The 13,156-nt window shown below is 63.6% G+C and carries 13 protein-coding genes; 9 read left to right on the top strand and 4 right to left on the bottom strand.

The window, feature by feature from the left end:
* Positions 1-81 precede the first annotated feature (81 nt).
* A complete protein-coding gene (pyrG, locus tag AC4FIJ_RS00825; RefSeq protein WP_490334824.1) occupies positions 82-1,713 on the top strand; it encodes a CTP synthase in 1,632 nt (543 codons plus the stop codon).
* Positions 1,714-2,152: 439 nt separating this feature from the next.
* Here pyrG and radC read toward each other — a convergent pair whose 3' ends face one another.
* On the bottom strand, positions 2,153-2,905 hold the full coding sequence (radC, locus tag AC4FIJ_RS00820; RefSeq protein WP_490334823.1) for a RadC family protein: 753 nt from the start codon (positions 2,903-2,905) through the stop codon (positions 2,153-2,155).
* Positions 2,906-3,041: 136 nt separating this feature from the next.
* Here radC and AC4FIJ_RS00815 point away from each other — a divergent pair, with 136 nt between their 5' ends.
* From AC4FIJ_RS00815 to AC4FIJ_RS00780, 8 genes are all read left to right on the top strand, one after another.
* Complete coding sequence (locus AC4FIJ_RS00815) at positions 3,042-6,329, top strand: intermembrane phospholipid transport YdbH family protein (protein WP_490334822.1); 3,288 nt, start codon at positions 3,042-3,044, stop codon at positions 6,327-6,329.
* A gap of 65 nt (positions 6,330-6,394) precedes the next feature.
* Positions 6,395-6,613, top strand: a complete 219-nt coding sequence (locus AC4FIJ_RS00810) for a YnbE family lipoprotein (RefSeq protein ID WP_490334821.1) — start codon at positions 6,395-6,397, stop codon at positions 6,611-6,613.
* The gene (locus tag AC4FIJ_RS00805) at positions 6,613-7,020 is read left to right on the top strand and encodes a YdbL family probable chaperone protein (protein WP_490334820.1); all 408 of its coding nucleotides are present in this window, start codon (positions 6,613-6,615) and stop codon (positions 7,018-7,020) included. Before AC4FIJ_RS00810 ends, AC4FIJ_RS00805 begins: the two co-directional genes overlap by 1 nt.
* 178 nt (positions 7,021-7,198) lie before the next feature.
* On the top strand, positions 7,199-7,516 hold the full coding sequence (locus AC4FIJ_RS00800) for an AtpZ/AtpI family protein (RefSeq protein WP_490334819.1): 318 nt from the start codon (positions 7,199-7,201) through the stop codon (positions 7,514-7,516).
* A gap of 124 nt (positions 7,517-7,640) precedes the next feature.
* Positions 7,641-8,426 carry a F0F1 ATP synthase subunit A gene (locus tag AC4FIJ_RS00795; RefSeq protein ID WP_490334818.1) on the top strand — a complete coding sequence of 262 codons (786 nt, stop codon included), beginning with the start codon at positions 7,641-7,643 and terminating at the stop codon, positions 8,424-8,426.
* A gap of 42 nt (positions 8,427-8,468) precedes the next feature.
* On the top strand, positions 8,469-8,696 hold the full coding sequence (locus AC4FIJ_RS00790; RefSeq protein ID WP_066770184.1) for a F0F1 ATP synthase subunit C: 228 nt from the start codon (positions 8,469-8,471) through the stop codon (positions 8,694-8,696).
* Between the two features lie 77 nt (positions 8,697-8,773).
* The gene (locus AC4FIJ_RS00785) at positions 8,774-9,262 is read left to right on the top strand and encodes a F0F1 ATP synthase subunit B family protein (protein ID WP_490334817.1); all 489 of its coding nucleotides are present in this window, start codon (positions 8,774-8,776) and stop codon (positions 9,260-9,262) included.
* Entirely contained in the window at positions 9,262-9,849 is a 588-nt protein-coding gene (locus AC4FIJ_RS00780) for a F0F1 ATP synthase subunit B family protein (RefSeq protein ID WP_490334816.1), read from the top strand. The genes AC4FIJ_RS00785 and AC4FIJ_RS00780 overlap by 1 nt, the downstream gene beginning before the upstream one ends.
* A 67-nt stretch (positions 9,850-9,916) precedes the next feature.
* Here AC4FIJ_RS00780 and AC4FIJ_RS00775 read toward each other — a convergent pair whose 3' ends face one another.
* The 3 genes from AC4FIJ_RS00775 to rpsA form a co-directional block, all read right to left on the bottom strand.
* The gene (locus AC4FIJ_RS00775; RefSeq protein ID WP_490334815.1) at positions 9,917-10,411 is read right to left on the bottom strand and encodes a GrpB family protein; all 495 of its coding nucleotides are present in this window, start codon (positions 10,409-10,411) and stop codon (positions 9,917-9,919) included.
* A gap of 12 nt (positions 10,412-10,423) precedes the next feature.
* Positions 10,424-11,182 carry a hydroxyacylglutathione hydrolase gene (gene gloB, locus AC4FIJ_RS00770; protein WP_490334814.1) on the bottom strand — a complete coding sequence of 253 codons (759 nt, stop codon included), beginning with the start codon at positions 11,180-11,182 and terminating at the stop codon, positions 10,424-10,426.
* 207 nt (positions 11,183-11,389) lie between these two features.
* Positions 11,390-13,099 (bottom strand): 30S ribosomal protein S1, encoded by a 1,710-nt coding sequence (gene rpsA, locus AC4FIJ_RS00765; protein WP_490334813.1) that lies wholly within the window; start codon positions 13,097-13,099, stop codon positions 11,390-11,392.
* Positions 13,100-13,156: the final 57 nt, after the last annotated feature.

Raw genomic sequence — 13,156 nt, 5'->3', positions numbered from 1 at the left:
TTTCCCAAATGTCGAAAAGCGGTCGCAGGCTTCACTCGAAGCTTGCCCCTTTTCGATTCTTTCGACTAAGGCCCAACTCCCATGGCGCGGTACATTTTCATCACCGGCGGCGTGGTCTCCTCGCTCGGCAAAGGTCTCATGGCGGCATCGCTCGCCGCCCTTCTGCAGGCGCGTGGCTACAAGGTCCGGATTCGCAAGTTCGATCCCTATCTCAACGTCGATCCGGGGACGATGAGCCCCTATCAGCACGGCGAGGTCTTCGTGACCGACGACGGCGCGGAAACCGACCTCGACCTCGGCCATTACGAGCGCTTTACCGGCGTTTCGGCGCATCAGGGCGACAATATCACCTCAGGCCGGATCTATCAGTCGATCATCGCCAAGGAGCGCCGCGGCGATTACCTGGGTGCGACCGTGCAGGTGATCCCGCATGTGACCGATGCGATCAAGGAATTCGCCCTCGCCGATACCGAGGGGCTGGATTTCGTCCTCTGCGAATTCGGCGGGACCGTCGGCGATATCGAGGGGCTGCCCTTTATCGAGGCGATTCGCCAGCTGCGCAACGAACTGCCGCGAGAGCAGACCGCCGCGATCCATGTGACGCTGGTGCCCTATATCAGGGCCGCGGGCGAGCTGAAGACCAAGCCGACCCAGCACTCGGTACGCGAACTGACCAGCCTGGGCGTTCAGCCCGACCTGCTGCTGTGCCGCTGCGAACATCCGCTGCCTGACAGCGAGCGCCGCAAGATCGCCCAGTTCTGCAACGTGCGCACCGAAGCGGTCATTCCCGCGCTGGATGCCAGCAGCATCTATGCCGTGCCGCTGCAATATCATGCCGAGGGTCTGGACGCGGAAGTCCTGCGCCATTTCCGCATGGATGCGCCCGCGCCGGAACTGTCGACGTGGCACGACATCGTCGACCGGTTCGAGCACCCCGAGGGCGAGGTGACGATCGGCGTGGTCGGCAAATATGTCGGCCTGCCCGACGCATACAAATCTCTGAACGAGGCGCTGGTCCACGGCGGCATGGCCAACCGGATCAAGGTCAATGTCAAGTGGATCGACGCCGAGCTATTCGAGCAGGACGAGGACGACATCGTCTCGCAGCTTGAGCCGATGCACGGTATCCTCGTCCCCGGCGGTTTCGGCGAGCGCGGCAGCGAGGGCAAGATATCGTCGGTGCGCTTTGCGCGCGAACGCAACGTGCCGTTCCTGGGCATCTGCCTTGGCATGCAGATGGCCTGTATCGAGGGTGCGCGGAACACGGCCGGGATCGCCGCCGCAAGCTCTACCGAGTTTGGCGAGACGACCGAACCGGTCGTGGGCATCATCACCGAATGGATGACGGCCGAAGGGCTGGAAAAGCGCGCCGAGGGCGGTGACCTTGGCGGCACGATGCGGCTTGGCGCCTATGATGCGAAACTGGCGGGCAACAGCCGGGCGGCCAATCTTTACGGCGGCACCGAAATCTCGGAACGCCATCGGCACCGCTATGAGGTGAACGTCGCCTATCGCGATCCACTTGAGAAGGGCGGACTGCTGTTTTCCGGCATGTCGCCCGATGGCCTGCTGCCGGAAATCGTCGAGCGGCCCGACCATCCCTGGTTCATCGGCGTGCAGTTCCACCCCGAATACAAAAGCCGCCCGTTCGCCCCGCATCCTCTGTTCGCCGGTTTCATTCAGGCGGCGCTGGAACAATCTCGCCTCGTCTGAGCGATTTTGCCGATCGCGCAATATTAGGCCTCAAACGGTCCCGTCATGGCGCAAAAGGTTAGGATTTTAAGAAAGATCTTGCCTTTCTGTGCGATGAACGGTTAGCGAGTCTTAACAGTGCATGATATGTTCAGGCTTCACCCGATGTTACGGGTGGTCGCATCCGGCGGACCTGAAGGGTAGGGGGGTCCGTCTGCGAGTTGGCAACAGCACTGCGCGACGGCTCTTGGCGCGGATAAGCCGCATTGATGGGGGCCGCCGAATACCGACTGGTTTCCCACCCCGGTCAGCGACGCGGAAATATCGTCCTGGCTGTTTAGGCTTGCCGATGGGTGTGACTGTCTTTCTGCGACCCGGATAGTCATCCCTGATGGTAAGGCGGCGGTAACGTCGCGGGGGTGGGCAGTTTCCGATGTCCGCCCCCAAAATTTGCCAGAATTCAGATCAGACCCTTGGAACGCAGCGACACGTGGCCGCTGCGCCCGACGATGATATGGTCATGCACCGTCACCCCCAGCAGGCGGCCGGCTTCGGCAATACGATTGGTGATCTGGATATCGGCACGGCTGGGTTCCGGATTGCCGCTGGGATGGTTGTGCACAAGGATCAGGGCGGCGGCGCCCAGATCCATCGCCCGCTTGATGACTTCGCGCGGATGGATCGCGGCTTCGTCCAGCGACCCGTCACCGACATGGTCGTCGCGAATGAGGCGGTTCTGCGCATTCAGATAGAGGACCCGCACACGTTCGACCGTCAGATGCGCCATGTCGATCGTCAGATAATCGATCAGCGCCTGCCAGCTTCCCAGTATCGGCTGTTCCTGCACCTGGCTGCGGGCAAGGCGGCGCGCGGCGATGCCGACGATCTTCAGCGACGCCGCGCTCGTCTCTCCCATGCCGGGGTGGTCGGCCAGCGCCTTGCGATCGGCATTGAACACGCCCGCCAGACTGCCGAATCGCTGCAGCAGGCTGCGCGCGATGGGTTTCACGTCTTTGCGCGGAATTGCTGTCATCAGCAGATACTCGACGATCTCGTGATCGCCCAGCGCGTCCACGCCGCCCGACATCAGCCGTTCGCGCAGGCGCGCGCGATGGCCGCGCGGATCGGTTCCATCGCCCGCTTTCGCCGCAGATGGCGCAGCGGGCGCGTCGATCGGCAGTGTGCCCTGTCCCTGGCCCTGCCCGTCGGCCATGTCTGACGTCCCTCTTTTCCGGAGATGAAATAAGGCGCATCCCCGCACGGTCATTGCCTTTTGGCGATGGAATGCGCAAGTTCGCGGCGACATTCGGCCAGCTGCGACAGCGCCGATCGACAGTTGCGCGGGCGGCATGAGCGAGAGTGACGAGACACAGCGGGCAGACCACGCGCCGCGCGGAGAGCCGGGGACGGCGCCGCGCCGGTTCGCGCGGCTGCGCGCCGTGCGCAAGCGCCGCCTGTTTGCCGATATCGCGCTGGTCGCGTTCGCCATCGCGCTCGGCATCTTTGCGGGGTTGTATATCACGCGTGAGAAAGTGGCAGGCGGGCTGATCGATTCCACGCTGGCCCAATATGATATTCCCGCCACCTATGACGTCGTCTCTGTCGGCCCCAGCGACCAGGTGATCGAGAACATCGTCATCGGCGATCCGAACTCTCCCGATATGACGGTCGAGCGTGCGGTGGTGTCGCTGCTCTATCGCTTCGGCACGCCATCCATCGGAACCGTCCGGCTTGAAAACCCGCGGCTCTACGGGCGCTGGGACGGGAACAGGATCAGCTTCGGTTCGCTCGACCGCGCCATCTATGAAGGCGAAAGCGACGCGCCTTTTACTCTGCCCGACATCGATCTTGCCATCGTGGACGGACGGGCGCTGATCCGCAGCCCGTGGGGCGCCGTCGGCGCGAAACTGGAAGGCAGCGGATTGTTGTCGGGCGGCTTCGACGGGGTTCTCGGCGCGGTCGCTCCGAGAATGTCGGCCGGGGATTGCCGCGCGGATGGTGCCAGCCTCTATGGTAACGTCGAGACGCGCGGGGGGCGGGTGTCTTTCGATGGCCCCTTGCGACTGGCTGCGCTCGATTGCGAATCCGGCGCTTCGCTGGGGCCCAGCAATCTGCAACTCAGCGCGTCGACGAAGGATTTCGCGTCCTTCGACATGCGCGGAAGGCTGGAAGCCTCCCGCCTCTCGCAACCGTCGTTTCAGGCCGCCACGCTTGCCGGGGACGTGGCCCTCACGCGTCAGGACCAGGGCGCGCTCGTGTCGAATTTCGACTTGCAGGCGGGGTCGGTGCAGGCCGCCGGGGTCGCGGCCAGCTCGCTTCGGCTTGAGGGACGCATCCGGTCGCGGCAGGATCTTTCGCATGTCGCGTTCGACGGGAGCATGGAGGGGGAAGGGATAAGGCCGGGGCAGGGTCCGGACAACCAGCTTGCGGAATGGCAGCGCGCAGCCGGCGACACCATAGCAGAGCCGCTGCTGGCTCGGCTGAGGCAGGGGCTGCGCGCGGAAGGTGCGCAAAGCGAGTTTTCGGCGGAGATACAGGCTCGCCGCAGCGACGGGCGCACCACGATCATTATCCCGCAGGCGCGCTGGCGCGGAACCAGCGGTCAGACGATCCTCGCCCTGTCGCGCGGGCAATATGCGTTCGGCGGCCCCGAACCGGCCTCGATCGCGGGCAATTTTTCGACCGGCGGCAACGGCATTCCCCGCATCACCGGCCGGATGGAGGGGCAAAACGGCGCGGCGCGGACCATGCGGTTGACGATGGCCGATTATGCGGCAGGCGATGCGCGACTGGCGGTGCCCGACATGCGCATCTCGCAGACGGCGGGCGGCGCAATCGCGCTTTCGGGACGCGTGCTGGCCAGCGGCGCGTTTCCCGGCGGAACGGTGCGCGGGCTCGATCTGCCGGTCTCCGGCCGGTGGAACGCGAAAAGCGGGCTTGCGCTTGGCAACCGCTGCATCACGCCCCGATTTGAACGCATGACCATCGCCAGTCTGACGCTTGCCGGACAGGCCATCACGCTCTGCCCGCCGCGTGGCGGGGCCATCGTGCAGAACGGCGCTGGCGGGCTGAAGATTGCAGCGGGCGTGCCGGAACTGGAACTGACGGGGGAACTGGGACAAACGCCGATCCGCATCGATGGCGGGCCGGTCGGCGTCGCCTTTCCCGGCGTGCTGGTTGCGCGCGACATGGCTGTCGAGCTGGGCGAGGGCGGATCATCGACCCGCTTTCTGCTGTCGGGCCTGAAGGCCGAACTGGGCCCGGATATCCGCGGCAGTTTCGACGATCTGGAAATGCGCATGGCGGCGGTTCCTCTGGATATCACCCGCGCGTCGGGCGACTGGGCCTATCGCGATGGCGCCCTGACACTGAGCGATGCGTCGATCCGCGTAACCGACCGCGAGGCTTCGGCGCGTTTCAATCCGATGGTCGCCGAAGGAGCATCGCTAAGGCTGGCCGACAATCGTATCGAGGCAGACGCCGTCCTGCGTGAAGAGCAAAGCGGGCGTCATGTCGTCGATGCCGCGATCATCCACAACCTTGGCACGGGGACCGGCCATGCCGACCTGTCGGTTCCCGGGCTGACATTCGACAAGGGATTGCAGCCCACCGATGTCACGCCCCTCGCTCTGGGCGTGGTCGCAAATGCAGCGGGCATTGTTGAAGGGACGGGGCGTATTGACTGGTCGGGGCAGGGCGTGACCTCGACTGGCCAATTCACGACCGATGCACTGGATTTCGCTGCCGCGTTCGGCCCGGTCAGGGGTCTTGCGGGAACCGTCCGCTTTACCGACCTTCTAGGCCTTGTCACTGCGCCGAATCAGCAGATCACGGTGGCGGAGGTCAATCCCGGCATTCCGGTCGAAAGCGGCGTGATCCGTTATGCGCTGGAGCCGGGGAAGGTGTTCGCTTTCCAGTCGGGCAAATGGCCGTTTCTCGGCGGGACGCTGGAACTGCGGCCCGTCCGCATGACCCTGGGTGTGGAGGAAACGCGGCGCTATGTCTTCGTGATCGAGGGGCTGGACGCTGCCCGTTTTCTGGCGCGGATGGATCTGGCAAATCTGTCGGCGACGGGCACCTTCGACGGCACGCTGCCGGTGGTGTTCGACAAGTCGGGCGGCCGGATCGAGGACGGCTTTCTGCGCTCACGCCCGCCGGGGGGCAATCTCTCCTATGTCGGGGCGCTCAGCTATGAGGACATGCCTGCGATCGCCAATTTCGCGTTCGATGCGCTGAAATCGCTGGATTACAAGGATATGACCATCGGCATGGACGGCGCGCTTGAGGGCGAGATCGTGACGCGCGTGCGCATCGACGGCGTTAGTCAGGGAGAGGCGGCGTCAAAGAACATCATCACACGTCGCCTCGCCAGCCTGCCGATCCGCTTCAACGTCAATATCAGGGCGCCGTTCTACCAGCTGCTGTCCAGCCTGAAGTCCCTCTACGACCCGTCGGCAGTGCGCGACCCGCGTGAGCTTGGTCTGCTGATGCAGGAGGACGGCGCGCTGGTGCCCGATCCCGAAGCGCCAGCGGTCCCTCCCGATCCTGCAGCCGATTCGCCGGCCGTCGTGCCGCGCAATGACGAAGACATTAATCCACAAGCCATTCAGAGTGCCGAAAGCGAGACCATGCCATGAACCGTGCCAGACCAGAGTTGAATGGATTGGCTTTGCCCCGGGCCGCCCTCGGGAGCAGGGGTGCCATGTTCGGAGCAAAGGATGACGATGGAGGTTCATGGCCCGAATTGCGCAATATCGCGCTGGCCATGCTATGCGCCGGTCCGCTGATGGCCTGTGTCAATGTGAACGCGCCCAACGATGCGATCGTCATCGAGCTCAATATCAATATAAAGCAGGAAGTGCTTTACCGGCTGGTGGACTCTGCCGAACAGAACATAGAAGATAATCCGGAGATTTTCTGATGGCCTTTTCAAAGCTTCAATCCGTCGCCGGAACCGCGATGGTCGCGATTGCCGCCGCAGCGATGACCGTCATGCCCGCCCAGGCCGTGCAGCGCGATCCCGCCTATGCTTCCGCGCGCGCCAATGGTGCGATTGGCGAGAAGATAGACGGCTATCTCGGCATCGTCGGCTCTCCCGACCCGTCGCTGCGCAAGCTGGTCGACGACCTCAACATACGCCGCAAGGCCAGCTATGCCGACAAGGCGCGCGCCGAAGGGGTGACGATCGAGGAATTCGCGTTCGCGCAAGGCTGCATCCTCATCGCGCGCACCGCTCCGGGCGAGAAATACCAGGCGCCCGATGGCAGCTGGCAGACCCGCGGATCGGGTCCGGCCCGGCTCGATCCGCGCTGTCCCTCGGTAGGCTGATCACGACAGAAGAGGCTTGTCCGCGGTTCGGTCAACCGGACCTTTATCGCCTGGGCGACAAGGATACGACAAAAGGCCGCCACCGCCGTGTTGACTTGGCCAGACCCCTTTCCTAAAGGGGCCGCGCCCTTGACGGGCAGCTTTGCCACGCATGTCGGGGCCTTCACGGGAGCCTGACATGAATGACGAGCGGTCCGGACGAGAGCCACTTGGCGAAGACAGGCGTATCGAAACGCTCGACGAACGGCTGAAAGCCGCGCGAGAGCGGGAAACGGCGCGGAACAAGCCGCAGGTGCAGGGAACCGACGAGAATTATCGTATGGGCTCGCGCGTGCTGGCGGATTTGCTGGGTGGTCTTGTCGGCGGTGCGCTGATCGGTCTGGTTATCGACCGATTCGCGGATACGTCGCCCTGGGGTCTGTTGGTGATGCTCGCACTAGGGATTGTCGTCGCCTTCAGGAACATTATCCGGCTCGCAAACCGGCGCTCTGACTGAATCTTCCCATGCGGGCGAATGCCCGACGGGGGTTCACGGAAGGGCGTCTTTCTGCAAAAGGGCCATGGGTCTTCGGGACCGGGGAGCGGTTTCGTTTCCTTGGGGCAATAGGGATTATCAGCAAGTGGCAAGCGAAGCCAAGGTCGATCCGATGCACCAGTTCACGATCGAGCCGATGTTCGGCTCGGACGCGTGGGCTATCGGCGGCTATAACATTGCTTTCACCAATAGCGCGCTGTGGATGGCGATTTCGGTCATCGTGCTCTGGGCGTTCGTCGCCGGCGGCATGAAGCGCCAATTGGTGCCGGGCCGCTGGCAGATGATGGTCGAAAGCTTCACCGGCTTCATCGACGACATGCTGGAAGCGAACATCGGCACGGCCGGGCGCAAATACGTGCCCTATATCTTCTCGCTGTTCATGTTCATCCTGTTCGCCAATATCCTCGGCCTGTTGCCGCTGGGCGTCATCGGGCTGCATCCCTTTACCTTCACCAGCCATTTCACCGTCACCGGCGTGCTGGCGATCATCTCCTTCGCGATCGTGCTGATTGTCGGCTTTGCCAAGCACGGGCTGCACTTCTTCTCGCTGTTCGTGCCGCATGGCACGCCGGTTCCCATGATCCCCGTGATCTTCGTGGTCGAACTGATCAGCTTCATGGTACGTCCCTTCAGCCTCGGCCTGCGTCTGTTCGTGGCCATGATGGCGGGGCACGTGCTGCTGGAAGTGCTTTCCAGCTTCGTAATCGGTTCGGGTAACTACAGCGCGGGCATCTTCGCGCTGGCCGGTATTCCCAGCTTCATTCTCATGGTGGGCATCTGCGCGCTGGAAATCCTGGTTGCCGGGATCCAGGCCTATGTGTTCGCCCTGCTGACCAGCGTCTATCTGAACGACGCCGAAAATCTTCACTGATCCTTCCATCATCCAATACAGTTTTCCAAAGGAGTTTTTGAAATGGACGCAGAAGCCGCAAAGCTGCTCGGTGCCGGTCTCGCCGCTCTGGGTGCGGGCCTCGCCTCGATCGGCGTGGGTAACGTTTTCGCCAAGTTCCTCGAAGGTGCGCTGCGCAATCCGGGTGCCGCCGACGGCCAGCAGGGCCGCCTCTTCATCGGCTTCGCCGGTGCCGAGCTTCTGGGCCTGCTTTCGTTCGTCGTCGCGATGATCCTGATCTTCGTCGCCTGATCGAACGAACTGAATATTCGCCCGGTCGCATGACGCGGCCGGGCGAACAGAATTTGATCCGTCTTTAGGGCCCTGCCATGCCACAGATATCCCAGCTAGCCGCAACCTATGCGAGCCAGGTCTTCTGGTTGCTGATCTTTTTCGGCCTGACCTATTTCGTCATCGGCCGTGGCATGGTGCCCAAGGTGATGGATACCGTCGCGATGCGCGACAAGCAGATCGCCGACGATCTTTCCGCTGCCGAAGCCGCCCGCAAGGCCGCCGACGAGCAGGAAGAAGCCTGGCGCGTGCGCGAGAATGAAAATCGCGCAAAGGCGCAGGAACTGATTGCCGAGGCCAAGGCCAAGGCTGCAGCCGAGACCGAAGCAAAGCTGGCAACTGCCCAGAAGGGCTTCGATGCCAAGCTTGAAACCGCCGAGGCCCGTATCGCCGAAGCGCGCGAAAAGGCCGCCGCCGAGATCGAGACCATTGCCGCCGAGGCGACCCAGTCGATCGTGGCGCGCGTCGCCGGTCTGACGGTCGATGATACCGCCGCCCGCACGGCGGTCAGGAAGGAGCTCGCCTGATGGCTGCCGAGACCGCTCTCCCGCCCGCCTCGCAGGCTGTCGAGGAGCAACTGGATCATGCCGCCTCAGCCGAGGGCATGACCGAGGAACATCACGTCGAACCCGCGCTGCTGGGCATTGCCCCGCCGGCCGCGGTCGTCAGTTCTGCCATGATCGTGCTGCTGGCGATCGCATTCTTCTATGCCAAGGCGCACAAGAAGATCGCGGGCGGGCTGGATGCGCGCATCGCCGAGATCAAGAACCAGCTCGAGGAAGCCAAGCGGCTCCGCTCCGAGGCCGAGGCGCTGCGCAAGGAATATGCGGACAAGATCGCCAATGCCGAAAAGGACGCGGCCGCGATGCTCGATCACGCGCGGACCGAGGCGGGCGCCATCGTCGCGAAGGCGGAAACCGACGCGACCGCCATGGTCGCTCGCCGCGAGAAGATGGCCGAAGAAAAGATCGCCGCTGCCGAACGCGGGGTGATGGAAGAACTTCGCATTCGCGCCGCGCAGGCTTCGGCTGCGGCGTCTGCGGATCTTATCGCCAAGAACTATGGCGCGGATGCCGACAAGACCCTTGTCGACCAAGCGATCGGGTCGATCTGATCACAGCACGCACATCGATACGAAAAGCCCCGCTTCGTGCGGGGTTTTTTGTGCGTGGGCACGCCGATCAGTAACGCAGCGTTCGGATGATGAACCGGTCCTTGGCGCTGCGATAGGCGTCCATTGGCTCACCGTCGTGCTGGCGTTTCAGCGCATTATATTCGCGCAGCAGGGCAGGGCTGGCGTTCAGCCGGTCCCGGAACCGCTCGAACACGTCCAAGGCGCCGCCTTTTGCAACAAGCTGGATGCCTAGCGGGGGAACGGCTGTCCTGTCTTCGAAGCTGGCGAAATCCTCCGTCCGGTCCGACGGGCCGCGTGCGAACGGGCTGGCAAGCGCCAGCTCCGCTTCGCTGAACTCTTCCGCGTCGACGCGGACCATGACGTCGAGGTCGCCCTTCGTAAGGCAATCGGCAATGGCAGTCGCGCCGACATGCATGATCTCGCTTCCTGTCGGGAGCAGGCGGATCAGGCGCTGCGATACGCTGCGATAGAGCTGTTCGGCATCGGCGCGCGCCCGGTCATGGTCCGGAGCCAGGCGAAAGATGGCGTCATCCGCGTCCACGGACGATAGACCTCAGAAATTGTCCTTGGCGGTGCGCAGGGCCGCGAATGTCGCAACCGCATCCCCGCCGCCCCAGCGCGCCTGCATGTCGGGATCGTCGGCGCGCAGAAAGGGATTGGCCGCCAGCTCACGCTCCAGCCGTGTGGGGACGGTAGGTAGGTCCCGATCGCGACGTTCCGCAACCTCGTCGGCATATTGTGCCAATGCCTCGTTTTCCGGATCCGCGTGAAGCGCGAAGCGGGCATTGGCCGCGGTATATTCGTGTGCGCAGTACAGCAGCGTGTCATCGGGCAGCGCCTTGATCCTTTTCAGGCTTGCCCAGAACTGGTCTGCGGTGCCTTCGAACATGCGGCCGCAGCCGAGCGCGAAGACGCTGTCCCCGACGAAGGCAATACCGGCATCGGGCAGGTGATAGGTGATGTGGCCTTTCGTATGACCGCCTACGTCGATCACGCTGGCCTGATGCGAGCCGATCGATACCGAATCGCCCCCCGCCACGGTGCGATCGATGGCATCGATTTGCGGGGCCTCCGCCTTGGGGGCGACGATGACGCAGCCGGTCGCGGCCTTGATGTCCTTGTTCCCGCCCGCATGATCGGGGTGCCAGTGCGTGTTCCAGATCTGGGTGATCCGCCACCCCTTGTGGTCGGCTTCGCGCAGATAGGCGTCTGCATCGGGCGTATCGATGCAGACCGTTTCGCCGCTTTCCGTGTCATGCAGCAGATAGCCGTAATTGTCGGATAGGCAGGGAAACTGGTGAACTTCGATCATGGCAGGCTCCTTCGCTGCCTGATGTAGTGGCCTATTAACCAAAGCAAAAGGCCCGCCGCGGATGTCCGGGCGGGCCTTTCATGTGTTTGATGGCAGGTTTGGACGTCACGGGAGTAAATCCCGTGACGTCGAACGGTGGCCAAGGCCACCGCCGGCCGGCCTTGGGGCAGGACGGCGCAAGCGTACTTGCGCCGCCGCCCCTTCGGCTCAGTTCTTCTGCTTCAGCGCTTCGCCGAGGATGTCGCCCAGCGACGCACCCGAATCGGACGAACCGTACTGCTCGACAGCCTGCTTCTCTTCGGCGATCTGGCGCGCCTTGATCGAGAAGTTCGGCTTCTTGGTGCGGTCGAAACCGGTGACCATCGCGTCGATCTTCTGACCGGTCTGGAAGCGGTCGGGACGCTGTTCGTCGCGGTCGCGGCCAAGATCCGAACGCTTGATGAAGCCGGTCGCGCCGTCTTCGCCAACCTGCACTTCGAGGCCGCCATCGCGGACTTCGAGGACGGTGACGGTGACGACTTCGCCGCGGCGCAGGCCAGCGCCGCCAGTGGCGGTACCGCCAACGGCCGGAGCGCCCTTTTCAAGCTGCTTCATGCCGAGCGAGATGCGCTCCTTCTCGATGTCGACGTCCAGAACGACGGCTTCGACTTCCTCGCCCTTGCGGTGCAGGGCCAGGGCGTCCTCGCCCGAGATGCCCCATGCGATGTCCGACATGTGGACCATGCCGTCGACGTCGCCCGGAAGGCCGATGAACAGACCGAACTCGGTCGCGTTCTTGACTTCGCCGGTGACGGTCGAGCCGACCGGGAACTTCTCTGCGAAATCGTCCCAGGGATTCGACTGCGCCTGCTTGAGGCCCAGCGAGATGCGGCGCTTCTCGGCGTCGACTTCCAGCACCATGACTTCGACTTCCTGCGAGGTCGAGACGATCTTGCCAGGGTGGACGTTCTTCTTGGTCCAGCTCATTTCCGACACGTGGACCAGGCCTTCGATGCCCGGCTCCAGCTCGACGAAGGCGCCGTATTCGGTGATGTTGGTGACGGTACCCGTCAGCTTCGCACCGACCGGATACTTCACGGCAACGCCATCCCACGGATCGCTTTCCAGCTGCTTCATGCCAAGGCTGATGCGCTGCGTGTCCTGGTTGATGCGGACGATCTGCACCGTGACGGTCTGGCCGATCTCGACCACTTCGCTGGGGTGGTTGACGCGCTTGTAGCTCATGTCGGTGACATGCAGCAGGCCGTCGATACCGCCCAGGTCCACGAAGGCGCCGTAATCGGTGATGTTCTTGACCACGCCGTCGATGACCTGGCCTTCGCTGAGTTCGCCGATCAGTTCCTGGCGCTGTTCCGCGCGGGTTTCTTCCAGAACGGCGCGGCGCGACACGACGATATTGCCGCGGCGGCGATCCATCTTGAGGATCTGGAACGGCTGCGGAATGCCCATCAGCGGGGTGATGTCACGCACGGGGCGGATATCGACCTGCGAACCGGGCAGGAAGGCCACGGCACCGTCGAGGTCGACGGTGAAGCCGCCCTTGACGCGGCCAAAGATCTGACCCTCGACGCGCTTGCCTTCGCCGAACTCGCTCTCAAGGCGGTCCCAGGCGGCTTCGCGGCGGGCGCGGTCGCGCGACAGCATGGCTTCGCCGTCGGCATTCTCGACGCGGTCGACGAAAACTTCCACTTCGTCACCGACCTTCAGGCCGTGCTCGTCCGAATTGCGGGCGAATTCGGAAAGGCGCACGCGGCCCTCGCTCTTCAGGCCGACGTCGATGACGGCCTTGTCGTTCTCGATGGCGGTGACGGTGCCCTTGACGACGCGGCCTTCAAAGCCGCCATCGGCTTCCGAGCCGAGCATGTCGTCGAGCATTTTCGCGAAATCGTCGCGAGTGGGGTTAGGCGAAGTTGCCATTAGGATTGTATTCCCGTTCAATCGTTTTTTCCGGCCGGGCGGTTTTTCCGCCGGTCT

This window comes from Croceicoccus sp. (assembly GCF_983967925.1).
The sequence above is the reverse complement of the archived record's forward strand: the minus strand, read 5'-3'. Positions and strand labels throughout refer to the sequence as shown.